Consider the following 18,846-nt stretch of genomic DNA (forward strand, 5'->3'; position numbering starts at 1 on the left):
GCATCGCCCCTGCACCCCGCCTTTCTAAACCGGCTCTAACAGAGAAAGATATGCCAAAAACAATCATTGTTGGCGGCGGGCTGGCCGGCCTGGCCACCGCTGTCAAGCTGCTCGACGCGGGCATCGACGTCGAGCTGATAGAGAAGCGCGATGTGCTGGGCGGCAAAACTTCGTCGTGGGTCGACGCCGACGGCGACCATATCGAGAGCGGCCTGCACTGCTACTTTCGCTGCTACAAAGAGCTACTGCCATTCTTCAGGCACGTCGGCGTGTACGAAAACATTCGCTGGAAAGAGCATACCTTCCTGATCGCGCGGCCGGGCGGCAACCACGCGCGGCTGCACTTCCCGCGCATTCCCGCGCCGCTCAACGGCATGGTCGCCTTCACCAACAACGACCTGTTCACGCCCTGGGAGAAGCTCAGCAACCTGCTGGGCCTGGCCACTACCTGGATCGGCACGCTCGACTACATCAAGACGCTCGACGACATAAGCTTTCGCGAGTGGCGTGTCCAGCACCGCATCGCCGAGGGCGTCGAGCGCAAGCTCTGGAACGCGATCTGCCTTTCGCTGGGCTTTATCGGCGCCGAGGATATGAGCGCCCGCCCTATGGCGACGATCTTTCACTACTTCGCCACTGTCGCCGATGCGTCGCAGTTCGGCACGCTCGACGGCGCGCCCAACGAGCGGATCTTCAAGCCGATTGCGCGCTGGATCGCCGACCGCGGCGGCTGCCTGCACACCAGCGTGAAGGCCGAGGCGCTGGAGCTTGAGAACGGCGGCGTGGCCGGCGTGCGCCTGGCCGACGGCAGCCTGGCGCGCGGCGACGCATATGTGCTGGCCGCGCCGGTGCACAGCGCCCGCCAGCTGCTGCCCCGCAGCCTGCGCGGCGTGGCGTACTTCGATAACCTGTGGAAGATCCGCTCGGTGCCGACGATCAATGTGCAGCTGTGGTTTGATCGCTACGTCACCGATGTCGATAACTTCTGGTTCACCGCCGACGCCTGCTTCTCGGTGTTTGGCGACCTGGCGCTCACCAGCCCGCTGCAGTACAATCGCCACGGCGGCTCGATGGTCGAGATGTGCGTCGCGCCGGCCGCGCCGTTCTGGCACCTGAGCGATGCCGAGATCGTCGAGATGTGCCGGCGCGATCTGGCGCGGCTGTGGCCATCCGCGCGCGATGCCCGGCTGCTCAAGGGCACTACCGCGCGCATCCCCAACTCGCTCTACCGCGAGGAGCCCGGCGCCGATCGCTACCGGCCAATCCAGCGCTCGCCGGTGGCCAACCTGTTCCTGGCCGGCGACTGGACGGCCCAGGACTATATGGCCTCGATGGAGGGCGCGGTGCAGAGCGCGCGCCACGCCGCCGATTATGTCGTTGATTATTTGACATAATTAGGAATTGCACAGACGTTCTTTTGTGTGCGGTTTTTCTGCGCGGGGCGCGGAAAAACCGCACATAGCTACACATCTGCCAAAGCCTGAGCTGCCCTACTGCGTATATCCTGACCCCATGGGCAGCCCCTCTTCAGCCCCACGCACGATACGCCCAGCCCGCGCATCGCTGATACTATCCCTTGCCTGCAGCAGCAAGGCGAAACCGTCCAGAGTGTTTCTAGTCGACATAACAAAAAGGATCTGCGATGCCAGCATATCTCTGCGCCACCTGCGGTACGCAATTCACGCCGTCCGACGGCGCGCCCGCGAGCTGCCCGATCTGCAACGACGAGCGCCAATACATTGGCAGCGCGGGCCAGCGCTGGCTTACGCTGCCCGAGCTGCAAGCCGGCCACCGCAACCGCGTCGAGGCGCACGAGCCGGGGCTGGTTGGCATCGGCAGCGAGCCGAAGTTCGCGATCGGCCAGCGCGCGCTGCTGCTGCAAACGCCCGGCGGCAATATCCTGTGGGACTGCATTAGCCTGATCGATCAGGCCACCATCGATGCGGTGCGCGCGCTGGGCGGCATCAGCGCAATCGCGATCTCGCACCCGCACTACTACTCGAGCATGGTCGAATGGAGCCAGGCGTTTGGCGCTGTGCCGATCTATCTGCACGCCGCCGATCGGCAATGGGTGATGCGGCCCGACCCGGCGATTGTGTTCTGGCAAGGTGAAACCCGGCCGCTATTCGACGGCGTGACGCTGATCCGCTGCGGCGGGCACTTCGAGGGTGGTACGGTGCTGCATTGGGCGGCCGGCGCGCAGGGCCGCGGCGCGCTGCTGTCGGGCGACATCATTCAGGTGGTGCAGGATCGGCGCTACGTCAGCTTCATGCGCAGCTACCCGAACCTTATCCCGCTGCCGGCCGCGGCGGTACGCGCGATCGTCGGCGCGGTCGAGCCATACGCCTACGACCGGATCTACGGCGCGTGGTGGGAGACAGTCGTCGGCCACGACGCCAAGCATACGGTGCACGCCTCGGCCGAGCGCTATATTCGCGCGATCGGCGGTTAGATTAGGGCTCGTGTAATGTCTTTCGACCCCACTCCCTGCCCTCGCCCCTACCAGGGGGCGAGGAAACAACGTTGGCGTCGTGATGCGGTCGCTTTGCGACTGCATCACGACGCCAACAATAATCCTCTTCTCCCGCGCGTGGGAGAAGAGGGGAATGTGAGAACCGCAGTTGCACGAGCCGTGGCGGTTGGGTAAACGCGTTTGCACAATTTGCCGCCATCGTGTATACTATGCCTATGTTCAATTGGTTTGGTGCTTGCGAGTGCTCCGAACTCCCTGTTCCCCAGGATGTTCTTCCCCGCTCATCGTTTCCCAAGCCCATGGGCACAGTGTTACTTTCTATATTCAAGGAGTTGGCGAGCGATGAGCTACGCAGACAAGACAATCACGTGCCGTGATTGTGGGACGGACTTCGTTTTTACGGCGGGCGAGCAGGAGTTTTACGCGCAGAAGGGCTTCACCAACGAGCCGACGCGCTGCCCGGCGTGCCGGCAGCAGCGCAAGGCCAGCGGTGGCGGGCGCGGTGGCTATGGCGAGCGCGAGAGCTACGGCGGGCGCGGTGGCTATGGCGAGCGCGAGAGCTACGGCGGGCGCAGCAGCTATAGCAGCGGCGGCGGCCAGCGCGAGATGCACACCGCGGTCTGCGCGTCGTGCGGCCGCGAGGCGCAGGTGCCGTTCGTGCCGCGCGGCGACAAGCCGGTGTACTGCTCGGACTGCTTCCAGCAGCAGCGGCGCACCACCAGCAGCCGCTGGTAAGCACGCGAATAGGCCGGGGGCGCGAGGTAGTGAATACCTCGCGCCCCCGGCTTTTTTTGTGTGCCTAGCTGTAGGAGTGTGCCTAGCGGCTGCGGCGGCGGCTGGTGACCGGCGGAGCGGGCGGTAGATCGCAGCTACCCCCGGACTTGGGGAACGTCAGGCCAAAGCTACGCTTCAGGATCTCGCGCACCGTCGCCTCGTAGGCTTGGTCGGCCACCAGCGTCACCGACACATAGCGTGCAGTGTCGTCGGGATGGCGCTCGAGCGCGATCTCTCGCCAATGCGGCCAACGCCGTATCGTGGCCAGGATGCGGTTCTCGTCGGCGCCGCGTAACGTCAGCCGTACATCGCCGCTGTCGCCGATTGCAAGGGTTGTCACTGCGGTTCCTTTGTATCACAAACCGCTTGATGCGATCAGGCGCCAGGTGATGCGTCACATTACGAAGGTGGTGGAGCAATGTTCGTAAGCAAGTATAGCACGGTTCTTCCGATCGTGCAGGCAGCGTAGGGATCTGGAAAGCCCCCTCATCCCGCTTGGTGGGCGCGCGGGTGCGGCAAAGCCGCAGCCGCAGATGCTTTTTCTAGTATGTCACCCGCACCGGCGTGCCCATTGGCGCCCAATCGTAGAGCCAGGCCGCCGCGCCGAGGGGCAGGTTCACGCAGCCGTGCGAGAGCCGCGCGCCGCTGCCGAAGCGGTTGTGCCAATAGGTGCCGTGCAGCGCCACGCCGCCGTTGATATACATCACATTCGGCACGTTCGGCACCACCCAGTACTGCCCGTCGAGCACGCCGTCCATCGTTTGCACCTTTAGCTTGGCATAGACCGCGTAGTTGCCAGTGGGCGTCTCCATGCCGTCGCGCCCAGTCGATACCGGCGCGTCGAACACCTGCTTGTCGCCTTCGTAGGCGTAAAGCCACTGGCTGCTGAGGTTCACCAGGATCGATTTCTCGCCGCCGGGGCTATTGATCTGCTCGAGCGTGCGGCGTGGCCGGGTCGGCGCGGCCGCTTGGGGCACAGGCACGGCTACCGGCGGCTCGGCTACGCGCGGCGGCCCGCCGAGCGGCGCCATATCAGGGGCGAGCGGCGCGGACGGGCCGTAGCTCTCGTAGCCCACATTCGCCACCGGCGTGATGTCGATGCCGCGTAGCGCCGCCAGCGCCCGCCCCAGGTCGCTCACGCGAACTTCGTCGGCCGTGCCCGACTGCTCGGGGTCGCGCTCGAGCCGCGCGCGCTCGAAGTATTGAACTTGGCGCCGGCTGCCGCCCACCAGCTCCCAGCTGATCTCGCTGATCGGCGCGCCAAAGAAGTCAAGGCCGCCCGCGCCCTTCCAGAAGCTCAGAAACACGCCGCGCGTGGTATGGCTGGTGCTTTCAAACAGCTGCTCGCCTGCGATCGGCTTGTGCGGCGGCGCAGGCGCGAAGCGCTTCCACAGCGCCTCGGCGTATTCGCTGCCTACACGCCCGGTCACCACGCGGCTCGTGCCATCGGCGGCGGCCTGCTGCTCGAGGCGGCCGCGCTCGAAATACTGGGCTGTGGCGCCATCGAGCGGCAGCGCCTCGCTGATCGGGAAGCCCAGCCGCCGCTCGCCGTCGTGATCGCGCCAGAACGCCAGAAAGCCGTGCTCGTCGTCGAGGTGGTGCCCGGTGGCCGGGAAGTAGAGCGGCCCGCCGCCTTGGGCGCGCGCGCCAGCCGGCCACAGCGCCGCCAGGCACAGTATCAGCGCGCAAGCGGCGACACAACCTCGCAGGTGGGTATTTTTACTAGCCATAGTATATCGCTTCCTAATGGCCTGAAAGTCTACCGCCGATTATAGTTGCAATTCATGCGATGTCAAGCGTTTCTTGGTTGCGAAAGTATTACGTGTGATTGCGGCATATGTGTTGCCCAGGGCGCGCCGGCCGCTAGACTCATGCTAGCGTAGTGGCTTCTAGGGCTTCGGGTGTTGCTCTGCCGCTTTCGCCTCTGCGCCCGGAAAGCGTAGGGACGAGGGCGGCAGAGTAGTATGGGCATGCTGCAGCTGGCGTGCGATTGTGCCGGCTGCGTTCGCGTGCTGCGCGCAGCCCACGAGCCGGAACACAGAAAGGAGCGATGATACCATGAGCGTATGGCTTGTGCCGGCGGCGGCAGCGCCGGCGGCGGCGGATTCGCGGCGCCCGGCGCGGCTAGCGGCCGGCCTGATCGGCCTGGTGTGGGCGCTTGGCCTGCTGGGCCACTTCACCGTGGTGCGCGAGTGGCCCGCGCTGGTGGTGTATGTGCTTGGCAGCATTGCGCTGACGCTGTGGTACTGCCGGCGCTACGACGCCTGGGCGGCGATCGGCCTGACGCGCCGCAACCTGCGCGCCGCGCTGCTGTGGGGCGGGCTGATCGGCGGCGCGCTGATGCTGCTGGACATGGGCAATACGTTTATCTACTACCGTAATGGCGGCGTTCCGCTTGCCGAGATGGAGCGCATCCTGGTGGGGATGCGCATGGCCTACCTATTCCCGCTGCTGGTGCTGGCCGAGGAGTGGCTCTGGCGCGGCATGCTCTTCGCCGGGCTGCTGGCGCGCGGCGTCAACCGGCACGTGGTGGTGATCGTCACCACGCTGCTGTATATGGCCAATCACTACGCGGTGGCGCCAGTGGGCATGGCCGAGCGCGGCCTGATGGCGGTAATGGCGCTGCCGATCGGGCTGGTGGGCGGCTACCTGGTGCTGCGCACGCGCAATACCTGGGCCTCGGTGGCGCTGCACACGCTCACCATGATCTCGATGCTGGCCGATGTCTTTATTCTGCCGGCGCTGGCCCGTTGACATACCAGCACAGATGTTTTATTATGCTGGATATGGCGCCACCCTTCGAACCAGCGATGACGATACTTCCTGCCGAGCTCGCCGGCGCAGTGCTCGAATTCCTGGGCGTCGCGCAGGGCCCGCCCGATCTTGCGCTGCTCGACCGGCTGCTCGGCGCCTATGGCCGGCGCGTGCCCTGGGAAAGCGCCTCGCGCATCGCCCGGCGCTGGGGCACTGCCGGCCTGAACGAGCGCCCGCGCTGGGCCGGCGAGTTCTGGCGCCAGGCAATCGCGCAAGGCACCGGCGGCACCTGCTTCGAGAGCAACCTCGCGTTTCTGGCGCTGCTTAAGCAGCTGGGCTTCGAGAGCTACCTCACGATCAACAACATGGGCGAGACGCGCGGCTGCCATACCGCGATCGTCGTGCTGCTGCACGGCCGGCGCTGGCTGGCCGACGCCGGCTACCCGCTGTATGCCGCCGTGCCGCTCGACACGCACCGCGCCACCGGGCGCGAGACGCCGTTCTTCCACTATAGCGCGCGCCCGGTGGCCACCGACGAGTACCTGATCGAAGGCGTGCCGCACCCAACCCCCTACCTGTTCAACCTGATCGACCAGCCGGTCGACCCGGCCGAGTACTGCCGGGCCACCGCCGACGATTACGGCGAGGGCGGGCTGTTCCTCAACCGCATCATCATCCGCAAGATTGTGGGCGAGCAGATCTGGCGCTTCGACAGCGATGCCAAGCCGTATCACCTGCAGACATTTCACGCCGGTCAGCGCTCCGATCACCCGATCGAAGGCGACGTGGTGGCGGCGCTCAGCGCGCACTACGGCATAGCGCCAGGCGTGCTCGCCGCCGCGTTCGACGCGCTGCCGGCCAGGTAGTACCCCGCAGCGCGTAGCTGCACAACCCCTGCCAACTTCCCCAAAAACGACGCACCATCGTAGTATTCGGCGCGCCCGCCGATACGTTTCGCGCACGCACGCCTCTTCTTAGGTGTTTTCGCCACCTGGCGATAGTACCGAAGAGGAGGCAAGGACATGCGGAACCGAATGGCGCGATGGATGGCCGCGCTGCTGCTGGGGTTGGCGATCGGCGCGGGTGTGTTGGCGAGCGGCGGCGCGCAGGCGCCGGTGAGCTACGCGGCCGACCCAACCCCCACGCCGATCAACAACAGCAACCCCGGCGGCCATGGTGGCGGCCACTAACCGCCGCACCGCAAGCCGCAGCCGGCGCCGATGGGTAGAATCCCATCGGCGCCGCTGCTTTGTGTGGCGCCGCGCTAGGTGGGCGTGGCGCCGGTCAGAATAAAGCCGGCCCAGATCAGCAGCTCGTCGAACTCGGCGGGGGTGTTGGCACTCTGATCGATCGTGGCGCGCTGGGCTTCGGCTAGGGCGCGCGCGGCGTCGCCGTGAGCCGCCAGGTGCATGTAGAAGCTGTGCATGAAGCGCAGTGTCGCCGCGTCGTCGATCTTCCAGAAGTGCGCCAGCACCGCACTCGCGCCAGCCGCCAGCAGCGCCCAGCTCAGGCTCAGCGTCTCGTCGCCCTGCAGCAGGCCGGCGCTCGCGCCCTCGCAGGCCGAAAGCACCACCAGCGCCTTGCCCAGGCGCAGGCTCGCCACCTCGGCCAGCCACAGCTCGTCGTCCCATAGCCGGATGTGTGCGCTAAACGCCTGCTCGGGCACCAGCGCGGCGTGCGTGGCGATGTGCAGCAGGCGGTACTGAGCCAGCCCGCCGCTCGCCGAGCGCTCGCGTACCGCCGCGCAGGTAGCCTCGTCGTCGAGCAGGCGGTCGCAGGGGCCTTGCCAGGTGCTGGCGACCATGGCAAGCTCATCGGCAACGTGCGGCAGGGGCGCGGCGCGGTCGCCAAACGTATGGCAGCCGACGAGCAGCGCACGTGCGCCAGGCGGTGCGGCGCGGGCGGCCAGCGCCTGCCACACCGTAAGGGCCGGCGTCAGCTGGACAATCGCCTGCTCGGCCAGCCAGCGTTCACCCAGGCGCAAGGCGGCCCACGGCAGCATATGCAGCTGCTCGGTAGGCGCGATCAGCAGCCGGTGCTGGGGATGCAGCCGCGCGCGCGCCTCGGCGGGAATCAGGCGCTCGGCAAGGCGAACGAGCTTTTCCCAGCGCACGCTGGTGGTGTGGTCGTAGCGATACTCGAAATCGCGGAACGTGCGTCGCTGCTTCGCCGGGATGGTTGCCTGGTCGATCAAGGCTGGCAGATCGCCGCGCGGCAGCTCGGCGAGCACGAGCTGATCGGGCGTGATCATCACGCAGCGCAGCGTATCGCCGACGCGCAGATACGAGAGCGCGGTCCAGTCGCCGTGGTATGCGCCATTCAGCTGCTCGCGCAGACGCGCAAGGTCGAAGCTTATGCTGGTGATCGCCGTGTCGGCGGAGTGCTCGGGCAGGCGGTGGCGCGCCTGGAGCAGCAGCTCGCCATAGCGTGCCAGCGCCGCGTCGAGCTGCTCGGCCAGCTCTTCGTCGGATAGCTCGTCGTCGTGCTGCAGTTCGATAATGTGCTGCTGCTGTTGCGCGAGCCTGGCGTCGCCCTCGGGCGCGGCGAGCGGCCGGCTGGAGGCGGCGCGCTGGAGCACCAGCGCGCGCTGGAGCTCGCTGAATTGCAGCAGCGCCTCGATGTCGCCGACCTCGATCGCGCAGCGCAGCGAGTCGGCGTGCAGCTCGGCGGCCTGCGCGAAGATTGCGCTTGAGGCGGTTTCGAGCGCCAGCGTGCCGCGCAGCTGGGCGACGGTGCGCTGGGCCTGGTGGTAGTGATCGAGCGCGCGCGCCAGATCGTCGCCGGCCTCGGCGCAGCGAGCCAGGCCGTGCTGCAGGCGCCAGGCGTTGGCGGGATACTGCGCGACGTGTGGCTCGGCGAAGGCGAACAGCTCGGCGGCGCGGGCGTAATCGCCGTGGCGTAGCATGAGCCGGGCCTGATCCATGGCGGCGTCAGCCGCAGTGAAATCCTGCCCAAGCTCGAGGCACTGCGCACGCGCGCGCTCGTACAGCTCGATCGCCGCGTCGTAGCGGCCCATATCGCCCAGCACCTCGGCGATATTCGCCAGTGTCTCGGCGGCATCGGAGGCGACTTTCAGCGTGTTGGCGCGCTCGTATACGCCCTGCAAGATTGCGAGCGCCGTGCCGAGCTTGCCAGTGCGCTGGGCCACCAGACCACGGTTGCGCTGGGCAGTCAGGCGCCGCTCGTCGGCCCCGGCGAGCGCGAGTAGCTGATCGGCGCGGCGGTAATAGGCATCGGCGATCGGCCACCAGCCGGCGTAGAAGTAGATATTACCGAGATTCGTCTGGCACGTGGCCATATCGGCGGTGCGGTCGAGCTTGGCGAAAGCGTCGAGCGCGCTCAGCATGTGGCGCAGCGCCTGGTCGTATTCGCCGGTGCGGCTGAACAGAAGGCCAAATGTGCGGTCGAGCAGCGCGCGGCGGATCGGCAGATCGAGCCTGCGGAATACCGCGTCGGCGCGGCCATACTGCTCGCGCGCGCGCTCGAGCTGCCCGCGCAGCAGCAGCAGGTATGCGTGCTGAAACCAGCACTTGGCCTGCTCGATCGTGGCCTGCTCGGCGGCAAAGACCTGCTCGGCCGCAGCAAGGTGCTGCTCGGCAATTTCGAATTGCCGGAGCGACCCGGCCACGGCGCCGCGCGCCAGCAGCCAGCGCGCGTGGTCGCTCGGCTCGACACCGCCGGCGGCAGGCGCGATCTGGTCGAGCAGCTGGAGGGCCTCGGCGGCCGAGCCGTGGTTGTCGTGCAGCAGCGCGGCCTGCACGCGGGCGCGGAATGCGCCAGCGCCGGCGCCTAGCTGCTCGAACTGCTCGGCCAGCGCTTCGAACCTGGCGCCGAGCTCGGATGTCGCCGAGCGATTGAACTCGACCAGCAGGAGGCCAAACGCCGCCTGCAGCTCGGGCTGGGCCATGCCGAGCGCGGCGAACTCGGCGCGGGCGGCCTCGAGCCACGCCTGCGCACCGTCAAGCCGCTCCCAGCGCAACAGCGCCCAGCCGAGCGTAAAGCGCCACCACGCGCTTGTGGGGGCGGCGCCTAGCTCGCGCTCGGCCTCGCGCACCGCCATGTCGGGGTCGCGCTCGGCAAGCGACAGAATGCGCGCGCATTCGATCGGCATGTGGTACTGATTCTGCTGCATGGCCAGTTATTGTAGCACGCTTTGGCCGGATGTAGGCCAGCCCTAAGATATTTGGGAAGTCTCGAACATCCCGCTTGGTAGGGCGCGGAGGGGCGGGCTTTGCCGCCCCTGCAGATCCGTTTTTCGCGCTCTGCCAAAGGCATCCGTTGGAGGATTACCAGTTCCCGAGGCCCTCGCAGCTAGGTGCCAAACAAGCGCCGGTACGTGGCGCGGCGTGGCGTAGGCGCGCCGGCATACAGCACCGGCAGGCTCCAGTCGGCGATGCCGCCGGCCGCGCGCATTGCCACGCGCCCGGCCGCCACCGCGCAGTCGATCGTTTCGCCGCGCCCCAGCAGCCGGTAGCACGCCCGCGCAAACTCGTTGGCCTCGGCCTGGCCAACCTCGCCCTGCATCGCCACCACCGCCGGCACGCCATACTGCAGCAGGGTGAGCGCCGCGCTCTCGACCGCTGTGCCGTCGCCAAGCCCGACCGAGCCGCTATGGCAGGCCTGAAGCAGCACCAGCCGCAGCGCGGGGCTGGCCACCAGCACGCGCGCCAGGTCGCGCGCGTCTACTCGCTCGGCCCGGCCATCGGCGTGGGTCAGCAGCAGGCGGCTGCGCGGCACGCCCCGGCCGGTGTCGGCCTGCTCGCCGTGGCACAACAGGTGCACGATCTCGGGCGCGCCGCTGCTGGCGCGCTCGTGCAGCGCGCTGAGCGTGCCGGAGCCGGCGTACCAGTCGCCCGGCGCCAGCGCGGCGCGCGCGGCCTCCAGGTCGATCGATTGGGCGTCGGTCGGGGCGGCGGCGAAGGCCTGCAGCCGCAGCGGCTGCGCCAGCGCTCGGTCGGGCGCGCGGCCCAGCCCGCGCACCTGGCGCGTCAGCGTAATATCCGGGCTGAGCAGCAGAAAGTCGTCGTGGCCCGGCCCGCCCGGCGCGCCCCAGCCGATCGGCAGCGCCAGCAGCTCCCACGGGATGCCGAGCGCGGCGCGCGCAGCAGGCGCTACCTCCAGCACGATCCGCAGCCCACGTCCGCTGGCGCGCGCGCGCCACAGCGCCTGGAGTAGGGCCGCGCGCATGTCGGCGGGCAGCAGCCCCGCCACAGCGCGCCCTAGCTCCAGCAGGTCGCCGTCGTCGGGCGGCGGCGCGGCTACGCCTGCGGCGGCCAGGCGGCGTAGCGCGCGCAGCCGGCAGGCATACTCGTGGCGCAGGGCCTGCACCGCCGGGTAGCCGACCGGCGCAGACTCCGGCGTGCGCTCGATCGCCAGGTGCAGCGTGTCGGCTGCGTTCCGGCGCGGCGCGCGCGCGCCAAAGAGACTCCACACCGCAAGGCGGCGGGCTGGCAGGCGACTGATCTCGGCGCTGTTGAACATCAGGCGGCCTCATTTCGGTGCGAATGGCTGTGTGGCCTTAGTACAGCCCGAATCGGCACTGAAAAGTCGGCGGCGCGCGCTGAATGTTCGGCGGGTGAAGTGCTGAAATTTCAGCATCCTGAGAGTCTGCCAAGGTAGACTGAATTTCAGAGTGCTGAATAGATGCTAGAATCAGGCTAGAATTTTAGCGAAGTGGTGGTATAATGAGGTTGCCTAACGAGCAAATCCGCTAAACATACCAGTTTTTCTTCTGCGCGATTAAAATCACGATTCGTACAGCCCCGGCTCACAAGGCGTCGCGTGGCTGGCTTGGCTCTGAGCGTAGCAAAGGCAAACCAATGGCATCGCGCAGCGACACATTTGGCCGGCTGCTCAAGGCCGGCATCAGCAGCATTGCCAACTGCGAGGGCCGCACCGCGCCGGCGATCGAAGACGAGCTTGGCGCGCTGATCGGCGTGGCCGGCTACACCATTCAGCGCTACAAGGCCGGCTACGTGCCGCCCGAGCCGGGCGCGGTGCGCATTCTGGCCGAAGCCTGCGTGCGGCGCGGCTTTCTCAACCGCACCTGGCTCGCGAGCTTCCTGCAGGCCGCGCGCTACCCCCACAGCCACGCGCTGATCGACGAGCTTTGCCCGCCTGGTCCGGCCCAGCCGCGCGCCGAGCGCGTCTACGCCAACCTGCCCGCGCCCACCTACAGCCAGTTCATCATGCGCCCCGACGCCTACGCCGACGTGCTCGACGGCCTGCGCCAGCGCTCGGCGGTGATCCTGATCGCCAGCCTGGGCGGCATGGGCAAAACCAGCCTGGCGCGCGAGGTGGCCGCCGCCTGCCTGCTGCCCGGCGCCAACCCGCACTTCGACGCGGCGGTGTGGGTGAGCGATAAAGACCGCCCCGGCGCCACCAACCTCAGCCTGGTGCTCGACGAGATCGCCCGCACGCTCGACTACCCCGGCCTGGCGCAGTTCGCCTTCGACGAGAAGCGCCGCGAGGCCGAGCAGCTGCTGCGGCGCATGCGCGTGCTGGTGGTGCTCGACAACTTCGAGACCGTGACCGACGCCGCGCTGGCCGACTGGCTGCTGCGCCTACCCGAGCCGAGCAAGGCGATCATCACCACCCGCGAGTACCGCCGCGCCTTCCGCAGCAGCTGGCCGATCGACCTGGGCGGCATGACCGACGCCGAGGCGCGCGCGCTGATCGCCGAGCGGCTGCGCGTGCTCAAGCTCGACCGCGCCGGCATCGACACCGAGCAGCTCGCGCCGCTGATCGCCGCAGCCGGCGGCAACCCCAAGGCGCTCGAGCTGGCGCTCGGCCTGATGAAGTACGAGCACCGTCCGCTGGCGCAGCTGCTGGGCGATCTGCAGACGGCGCGCGGCACGCTGTTCGACGACCTGTTTGAGCGCGCGTGGGCGCTGCTCGACGGCCCCGCGCGCGACGTGCTGCTGGCGCTGCCGCTGTTCGCCAGCGGCGCCGCCGCCGACGCGCTGGCCGAAACCGCCGGCGTGCGCGCGGCCGATTTCGAGCGCGCGACCGAGCTGCTGGCCGATCTGACGCTGCTGCACGTGCACCAGGCCGGGCTCAGCGCCCCCATCCGCTTCACGCAGCACCCGCTGGTGCGCGCCTTTGCCCAGGCCCGCCTGGCCGGCCAGCCCGCGTTCGAGCAGGCCGCGCGGCTGCGCTGGCTCGGCTGGTACCGCGCGCTGGCCGCGCAGGTCGGCTTCTGCTGGAACGACCTCGCGCGGCTCGACTGGCTCGACCCCGAGCATGAGACGCTATACGCCGCGATCGAGTGGGCGCTCGGCGCCGGGCACGACGCTGCGGCGATCGACTTGATCGAAGGCGTGCGCTACTATTACAATGTACGTGGCATCTGGGACGAGCGCCAGTCGATCCACGCCATGCGCGCTGCGGCCGCCCGGCGGCTGGGCGACGCGGCAAACGAGGCGCTGGGTCTGGCGTTCGATATCGAGGTGCTGAGCAAGCAGGGCACGCTCGACGCGGCGGGCGCATTGCTGCCGCGCCTGCTCGAGCTGGCCGACACGCCGCAGTTCTCGGGCGATGTGCGCTTTGAGATCGGCCACGCCCGCGCGCTCTACGCCCGCGCCCACGGCGACTACGCCGCCGCCGAGGCGACCTGGCGCGCGATGCTGCCGATCTCGGCCACGCTGGCGGCGCAAAAGTCGGTGGTGAACCGGCGCTGGCTGGCGACCTGCCGCTACGAGCAGGGCGACGTGGCCGGCGCCCAGGCGCTGTTCCGCGAGTCGCTGGCCGACGCGCGGGCCTGCGGCGATGTGCGCTCGGTGCTGGGCAACACGCTCAAGATCGCGGCGATTGCGCTGGAGCAGGGCGATCTGGCGGCCGCCGCCGTGGCGCTGGACGAGTGCCGCGAGGGCGCCGAGCGGCTGCGCGACCGGCGGCGGCTGGGCGAGTACCACCAGCTGGCGGCGCGGCTGCAGGCGCTGCGTGGCGATGCTGAGGCGGCGCAGGCGAGCCTCGAAGCGGCGGCCGACCTGTTCGAGCGCATGGGCATGCGGCGCGAGCTTGCCGACACGCGCGCGCTGCAGGCCCGGCTGGGCGGCCCGGATGGCGCGCTCGGCGAGGTGGCAGTCAACGCCGACAGCCGCGCCTGAATTGCCATGCCGTTGGTATCCTAAAAACTGCGACTCGTGCGTTCAATATGCAAGCGAGATACGGCACTATGCAAGCCGAGATGGCTGATATGGAGGGGCTAGTGGACAATAGCATGTGCAAGCGGGTTCGCTTCGAGCTGCTCGAGCTTTTCGAAAGCCACAGCCCGGCACTGCCCAGCATACACGCCAGCGCGCATATTGCTGAATGCTCGCTCTGCCGCGGTACATTGGCCGTGCTGCTCGCCAGCACGCTGGGCGCCGCAAAACCGCCGCGCGCGATCAGCTGCAGCCGCTGCCAGCAAGACATCCCGGCGATCGTCGAGCTGATGCTGGCCGAGGGCCGGGCGGCCGTCGCGCAGCACTACCCCGAGGCGTGGTGGCACCTGTGGTCGTGCGCGAGCTGTACCGAGAAGTACCAGATGACGCGCGATCTGCTTGAGCAGGCGCCTGCCGCGCTGCTCAGGCCGCTGATGCTGCTCGATCCGGCCGTGCCCGCGCGCCCGCGCAGCGCGCTTTCGCGCCACGGCCACGAATTCCTCTACCACGAGCTGGCACTGCCGCTGATGAGCCAGCACGACAAGCGCGGCGCCGCGGCCCGGGCCTACCGCAGCTCCAGCCTGCCCGGCGCGACGATCGAGTTCTGCGACAAGCAAGTTGGCGACCGCTGGCTGACCGTCTCGATCACCAGCCAGCGCCACGGCCTGTGCCGCTTCAACGTGCACCTGGTGCCGCCGCCTGCCGAAGAGCTGGTGCTCACGCTCGGCACATTCGAGGCCCGCGCGCGCTTCGACGCCAACGGCAACGCCAGCATCAGCGGCGTGCCGTTCGAGCTGATCGCCGAGCCGACCGGGCCGGATCTCGAGCTGGCGCTCGAGTAGCCCGCGCGGCGCGCTAGGCCAGCTGGCGGAAGCGCCAGCGCGCCAGCATCGACACAACCAGGAATGCCGCCACCACGATGATCCCCATCACCTCCCACGCAAACTGGCTAGGCGAATGGCCGCGCAGCATCAGCGCCTGGTAGCCGCTGATCGCGTGCGTCAGCGGCAGCGCATAGCCGATCTCGCGCACCGGCGAGGCGAAATTTTCGAGCGGCAGGAAAAAGCCGCTGAAAAAGATCGACATCAGCAGCACCAGCATCGACATCTGCACCGCCTGGCTGTCCGACGAAGCCCAGGCCGAGATCACGAAGCCAATGCCGAGCGACGCCAGCGTGAACAGCAGCGAGAACGCCACAAACGTCGTCACATCGCCGGCGAACGGCACGGCCAGCGGCGTAAACACCAGCAGCGCCACCAGCGCGGCCAGAATAATGCCGATAAACAGCGTAAACCCCAGGTACTTGCCAAGCAGCAGCTGGTTGATCGACACCGGCGCCACGCGAAACAGCTCGATCGCGCCGAGCAGCCGCTCGCGCACCAGCGAGAGCGCGCCCAGCGTCACGGCGATATGCTGGATGATCAGCGCGAGCACCCCCGGCGCATAGTACGTCATAAAGTCGAGCGCCTTGCCGCGCACATTGCTGTACTCGAAGCGCACCGGCGATACCAGCACCTCGGGCGGGTAGGTCGTCTGCACCCCGGCGCGCTGCACCTCGCCCTGCAGCTGCTGCACCGCCTTGGTCTGCACCGCGCGGTTGATCTCGTTCACCTGCGCGTAGGCCAGGTACTGGATCCACTGCTCGTTCAGCGGGTTGATCTCGTTGTAGGTGAACGTGACGGTGGCCTGCTTGCCGCTGGCCAGCACCTGCTCGATATCGGCGGGGAGCGTTTCGACAACCTCGGCCTCACCCGACTGAAGCATCGCCGCGGCCTCGTTTGCGTCGGCGGTGGTTTTCAGCAGCTCGAAGTTTGCGTCGATCGCGCGCTTCAGGTCGTCGAGGTTTACCAGGCCGAGGCCCTGCGGCGGCAGCACCAGCACCGTGCGCAGCCGCGGCCGCTCGCCCTGGTAGCCCACGCCAAACAGCAGCAAGATCAGAAACGGCCCCAGCAGCAGGCTCAGCACCAGCTTGGGCTGGCGCCGGATCTCGTTCACCTCTTTGCTGAAAAACGACAGCAGGCGAATAATTGGTTTAAACATGCCCTTCTTCCGCTTGCTCCATCAGCCGAATAAATACATCGTCGAACGGCGGCACATACCGATCCGCCTGCTGCACGCTGATCTCGGGGTGGTCGCTCATGGTGTTGAAGATCAGCGGCAGCGCGTCGCTTGCGTCGGCCACGTGCAGCACCAGCAGCCCAGGCTGGTCGTTCGAGCGGCGCACGTCGGCCACGTACGGCTGGCTCATTAGGATCTTGGCGGCGGCGTAGACCTGCGCGGGCGGCACCACCAGCTGGATCTGCTCGCCGCTGAACGCCTTGCGCCGCAGGTTCTCGGGCGTGTCGACATGCAGCAGCCGGCCGGCGCGCATGACGCCCACCATATCGCAGTAGGCGGCCTCGCCGACATACTGGGTGGTGATGAACAGCGTGCGCCCGCCGTCGCGCAGGTTGCGGAAGTGATCCCAGAACTTGCCGCGCAGCACCGGGTCGATGCCGGCGGTCGGCTCGTCGGCGAAGATCAGCAGCGGGTTGTGCACCAGCGTGCAGGCCAGCTCGAGCCGGCGCTGCATCCCGCCCGAGAGCTGGCTGCCCAGGCGGTGGCGCGCGTCGCTCAGCTCGACGAAATCGAGCGCCTGAGCCAGCCACTTGCGCCGGCTCAGGTAGCCCATGCCGTACAGCGAGGCCACGAAGTTCAGGTTCTCCCACACCGTTAGGTTTGGGTATAGCACGAAGTGCTGCGGCATGTAGCCGATCCGCTCGCGAGTGCGCAGGCTGAAGCGGTCCGGGTCGCGGCCGAGCACCCACAGCTTGCCCTTGTCGCGGCGGTACAGCCCGGTCAGCAGCCGCACGGTGGTGGTTTTGCCGCAGCCGCTCGGCCCGATCATGCCAAAGATCGCGCCGGCAGGCACCTCGAAGTTGAGGTCGAACACGCCGGTGTCGCCGCCAAACACCTTCTCAACCTGGTCGGCCTTGATCGTCAGCGCCGTTAGGTCGCTCTGGCGCGCGCGCCCTGCGCTGGCCTGCCGGGGCGCCTGGGGTATTTCCATATACTCTCGCTTGAATAAAAATTGGGACTTACACAGTTGCGTTGTTTGGCTTTCGAAGCAGCGCATTTCGCCTGCGGCAGCATTGTGTGTCCAATTTCCGCGCGGAGCGCGGAAATTGGACACCTCAAGATGTAAAGTACCGCTCTGCCGAAGGCTGAGCGCGCCAACTGCGTTTGTCCTAAAAACTAATTAAAGCGCATCGCGCAGCTCGATCAGCTTCTGGCGCAGCCGGTCGAGCAGCGGCGCCACCTGCGCCGAGCCAAGATCGAGCCGGATCGGCACGTTGAGCCGGATCGGCACGTTGGTGTTGATAGCGACGGTCTGGTTGAACTCGATCGGCACGGTGGTGCTGATCGGCACGGTGGTGTCGATCGGCACCGGGATGCTAAAGCTGCCAAGCGCCGTCTGCACCGGCACATCGATCGTCTGCTGGATGCGCACCGCTGTGTTGATCGGCACCTGCAGCGAGCGCTGGATCGGCACATCGATGGCGATCGGCAGCTGCTGGTCGATCGGCAGCGTGTACTCGAGCTGGCTGCTCTTGGCCTGCGCCACGCCCTCGGCCAGGGTGCCGATCTCGCTGCGCAGGGTGTTGCGCACGCTCAGCAGGCGGGCGATCGTCAGCGCGTGCAGCAGCAGCGAGGCGCCGAGCAGCACGATCAGCACGATCTCGAGCGGGCGCGGCTGGCGCGCCTGCCTGGTGGCGTCGGCGGCGGCTACTTCGGCCACGGCGGCGGCCACCTCGGCCGCCTGCTCGGCCTGGCCGGGCAAGCCGCGCGGCAGCTGTGGCGGCTCGCTCTCGGGTGGGTGTGAGTCGGTCTGGTCGGTCATGACGCTCTCTTTCTGCTCCGCGGCCTGCCCCGATTGCGCGCGCCCTGATGCCGCGAAGGCTCATGCAAGAAGTATACCAGGGCCGCGCCGCGCCAATTGCGACCATGGCAGGGGCCGCCCCATAACACGGCGGCGCGCCAGCTATGCTAGTATTGCCGGTGTGCCGGGCGCGGCGCTGCGAAGATACGCCGCACGATCTACCAGTGTATAAAAGGAAACACTATGCAACCATCATTTCAGGCCCAGCTCGATGCCAGCCTGGGCGTGCTGGCCGCGCTTGGCCGCCAGGCCGCGCTGGCCGAGGCCATCGCGGCGCGGGTGCGCGATACCGTGCTGGCCGGCGGCCTGCTGCTGACCTGCGGCAACGGCGGGAGCGCCACCGACGCGCAGCATCTAGCCGAGGAGCTGATCGGCCGCTACCGTGGGAATCGCCGCGCCCTGCCGGCGGTGTCGCTCGCGGCCGACATCTCGGCGCTCACATGCATCGCCAACGACTTCGGCTACGAAGCCGTGTTTGCGCGCCAGGTCGAGGGCCTGGGCAAGCCGGGCGATCTGCTCGTATGCTTCAGCACCAGCGGCAACTCGCCCAATGTCGTCGCGGCGCTGCGCGCCGCGCGCGCGCGCGGCCTCGGTACGATCGCGCTGCTCGGCAAGGATGGCGGCGCCGCGCGCGCGCTGGCCGACCTGGCGCTGGTGGTGCCTGCCGCCGACTCGGGGCGCGTTCAGGAAGCGCACCTGCAGGTGCTGCACTATATCTGCGAGGTGATCGAGCAGGCCGTGGCGGCCGAGCCCATGGCGTCATAGCCACACGCAAAGCGGCC

Annotated in this window: 16 protein-coding genes; 9 read left to right on the plus strand and 7 right to left on the minus strand. The window is 67.9% G+C overall.

The features are described 5' to 3' along the window. Positions 1–50 precede the first annotated feature (50 nt). From U0177_RS16210 to U0177_RS16220, 3 genes are all read left to right on the plus strand, one after another. A complete protein-coding gene (locus U0177_RS16210) occupies positions 51–1,394 on the plus strand; it encodes an FAD-dependent oxidoreductase (RefSeq protein WP_409571690.1) in 1,344 nt (447 codons plus the stop codon). A 248-nt stretch (positions 1,395–1,642) separates the two neighbouring features. Then, positions 1,643–2,452, plus strand: coding sequence for an MBL fold metallo-hydrolase (locus tag U0177_RS16215; RefSeq protein WP_409571691.1), 810 nt, complete (start codon positions 1,643–1,645; stop codon positions 2,450–2,452). A 363-nt stretch (positions 2,453–2,815) separates the two neighbouring features. Then, the gene (locus U0177_RS16220) at positions 2,816–3,208 is read left to right on the plus strand and encodes a zinc-ribbon domain containing protein (protein ID WP_409571692.1); all 393 of its coding nucleotides are present in this window, start codon (positions 2,816–2,818) and stop codon (positions 3,206–3,208) included. Between the two features lie 82 nt (positions 3,209–3,290). Here U0177_RS16220 and U0177_RS16225 read toward each other — a convergent pair whose 3' ends face one another. Both U0177_RS16225 and U0177_RS16230 read right to left on the minus strand, forming a co-directional pair. Then, positions 3,291–3,587, minus strand: a complete 297-nt coding sequence (locus U0177_RS16225; protein WP_409571693.1) for a hypothetical protein — start codon at positions 3,585–3,587, stop codon at positions 3,291–3,293. A 202-nt stretch (positions 3,588–3,789) separates the two neighbouring features. Beyond that, the gene (locus tag U0177_RS16230) at positions 3,790–4,977 is read right to left on the minus strand and encodes a L,D-transpeptidase (protein WP_409571694.1); all 1,188 of its coding nucleotides are present in this window, start codon (positions 4,975–4,977) and stop codon (positions 3,790–3,792) included. Positions 4,978–5,305: 328 nt separating this feature from the next. On the opposite strand from U0177_RS16230, the gene U0177_RS16235 reads away from it, so the two are divergent. The 3 genes from U0177_RS16235 to U0177_RS16245 all read left to right on the plus strand — a co-directional run bounded on the left by U0177_RS16235 (position 5,306) and on the right by U0177_RS16245 (position 7,191). Further along, positions 5,306–6,001: a type II CAAX prenyl endopeptidase Rce1 family protein gene (locus tag U0177_RS16235; protein ID WP_409571695.1), complete on the plus strand. Its 696-nt coding sequence runs from the start codon at positions 5,306–5,308 to the stop codon at positions 5,999–6,001. Positions 6,002–6,057: 56 nt separating this feature from the next. Continuing rightward, entirely contained in the window at positions 6,058–6,867 is an 810-nt protein-coding gene (locus tag U0177_RS16240) for an arylamine N-acetyltransferase (RefSeq protein WP_409571696.1), read from the plus strand. A gap of 156 nt (positions 6,868–7,023) precedes the next feature. After that, positions 7,024–7,191 (plus strand): hypothetical protein, encoded by a 168-nt coding sequence (locus tag U0177_RS16245; protein WP_409571697.1) that lies wholly within the window; start codon positions 7,024–7,026, stop codon positions 7,189–7,191. A gap of 74 nt (positions 7,192–7,265) precedes the next feature. Here the strand turns inward: U0177_RS16245 and U0177_RS16250 are convergent, their stop codons facing one another. Both U0177_RS16250 and U0177_RS16255 read right to left on the minus strand, forming a co-directional pair. Next, entirely contained in the window at positions 7,266–10,112 is a 2,847-nt protein-coding gene (locus tag U0177_RS16250; protein WP_409571698.1) for a CHAT domain-containing protein, read from the minus strand. Positions 10,113–10,312: 200 nt separating this feature from the next. Next, positions 10,313–11,482: a CHAT domain-containing protein gene (locus tag U0177_RS16255; protein WP_409571699.1), complete on the minus strand. Its 1,170-nt coding sequence runs from the start codon at positions 11,480–11,482 to the stop codon at positions 10,313–10,315. 338 nt (positions 11,483–11,820) lie between these two features. Here U0177_RS16255 and U0177_RS16260 point away from each other — a divergent pair, with 338 nt between their 5' ends. Both U0177_RS16260 and U0177_RS16265 read left to right on the plus strand, forming a co-directional pair. Continuing rightward, positions 11,821–14,109 carry an NB-ARC domain-containing protein gene (locus U0177_RS16260; protein ID WP_409571700.1) on the plus strand — a complete coding sequence of 763 codons (2,289 nt, stop codon included), beginning with the start codon at positions 11,821–11,823 and terminating at the stop codon, positions 14,107–14,109. A gap of 113 nt (positions 14,110–14,222) precedes the next feature. Continuing rightward, positions 14,223–14,987: a hypothetical protein gene (locus U0177_RS16265; RefSeq protein ID WP_409571701.1), complete on the plus strand. Its 765-nt coding sequence runs from the start codon at positions 14,223–14,225 to the stop codon at positions 14,985–14,987. A 13-nt stretch (positions 14,988–15,000) separates the two neighbouring features. On the opposite strand, the gene U0177_RS16270 is transcribed toward U0177_RS16265, so the two are convergent. The 3 genes from U0177_RS16270 to U0177_RS16280 form a co-directional block, all read right to left on the minus strand. Continuing rightward, positions 15,001–16,185 (minus strand): ABC transporter permease, encoded by a 1,185-nt coding sequence (locus U0177_RS16270; RefSeq protein ID WP_409571702.1) that lies wholly within the window; start codon positions 16,183–16,185, stop codon positions 15,001–15,003. After that, positions 16,178–17,194, minus strand: coding sequence for an ABC transporter ATP-binding protein (locus U0177_RS16275; RefSeq protein WP_409571703.1), 1,017 nt, complete (start codon positions 17,192–17,194; stop codon positions 16,178–16,180). The genes U0177_RS16270 and U0177_RS16275 overlap by 8 nt, the downstream gene beginning before the upstream one ends. Positions 17,195–17,383: 189 nt before the next feature. After that, positions 17,384–18,025 (minus strand): hypothetical protein, encoded by a 642-nt coding sequence (locus tag U0177_RS16280; protein ID WP_409571704.1) that lies wholly within the window; start codon positions 18,023–18,025, stop codon positions 17,384–17,386. 222 nt (positions 18,026–18,247) lie between these two features. Here U0177_RS16280 and U0177_RS16285 point away from each other — a divergent pair, with 222 nt between their 5' ends. After that, positions 18,248–18,829: an SIS domain-containing protein gene (locus tag U0177_RS16285; RefSeq protein WP_409571705.1), complete on the plus strand. Its 582-nt coding sequence runs from the start codon at positions 18,248–18,250 to the stop codon at positions 18,827–18,829. Positions 18,830–18,846 lie beyond the last annotated feature (17 nt).

Source organism: Kouleothrix sp. (genome assembly GCF_046328425.1).
Classification (GTDB): domain Bacteria; phylum Chloroflexota; class Chloroflexia; order Chloroflexales; family Roseiflexaceae; genus Kouleothrix.

Coding starts and splice junctions, on each gene's coding strand:
- U0177_RS16210 (WP_409571690.1), top strand. CDS start 51: ATGCCAAAAACAATCATTGTTGGCGGCGGGCTGGCCGGCCTGGCCACC.
- U0177_RS16215 (WP_409571691.1), top strand. CDS start 1,643: ATGCCAGCATATCTCTGCGCCACCTGCGGTACGCAATTCACGCCGTCC.
- U0177_RS16220 (WP_409571692.1), top strand. CDS start 2,816: ATGAGCTACGCAGACAAGACAATCACGTGCCGTGATTGTGGGACGGAC.
- U0177_RS16230 (WP_409571694.1), bottom strand. CDS start 4,977: ATGGCTAGTAAAAATACCCACCTGCGAGGTTGTGTCGCCGCTTGCGCG.
- U0177_RS16235 (WP_409571695.1), top strand. CDS start 5,306: ATGAGCGTATGGCTTGTGCCGGCGGCGGCAGCGCCGGCGGCGGCGGAT.
- U0177_RS16240 (WP_409571696.1), top strand. CDS start 6,058: ATGACGATACTTCCTGCCGAGCTCGCCGGCGCAGTGCTCGAATTCCTG.
- U0177_RS16245 (WP_409571697.1), top strand. CDS start 7,024: ATGCGGAACCGAATGGCGCGATGGATGGCCGCGCTGCTGCTGGGGTTG.
- U0177_RS16250 (WP_409571698.1), bottom strand. CDS start 10,112: ATGCCGATCGAATGCGCGCGCATTCTGTCGCTTGCCGAGCGCGACCCC.
- U0177_RS16255 (WP_409571699.1), bottom strand. CDS start 11,482: ATGTTCAACAGCGCCGAGATCAGTCGCCTGCCAGCCCGCCGCCTTGCG.
- U0177_RS16260 (WP_409571700.1), top strand. CDS start 11,821: ATGGCATCGCGCAGCGACACATTTGGCCGGCTGCTCAAGGCCGGCATC.
- U0177_RS16265 (WP_409571701.1), top strand. CDS start 14,223: ATGTGCAAGCGGGTTCGCTTCGAGCTGCTCGAGCTTTTCGAAAGCCAC.
- U0177_RS16270 (WP_409571702.1), bottom strand. CDS start 16,185: ATGTTTAAACCAATTATTCGCCTGCTGTCGTTTTTCAGCAAAGAGGTG.
- U0177_RS16275 (WP_409571703.1), bottom strand. CDS start 17,194: ATGGAAATACCCCAGGCGCCCCGGCAGGCCAGCGCAGGGCGCGCGCGC.
- U0177_RS16280 (WP_409571704.1), bottom strand. CDS start 18,025: ATGACCGACCAGACCGACTCACACCCACCCGAGAGCGAGCCGCCACAG.
- U0177_RS16285 (WP_409571705.1), top strand. CDS start 18,248: ATGCAACCATCATTTCAGGCCCAGCTCGATGCCAGCCTGGGCGTGCTG.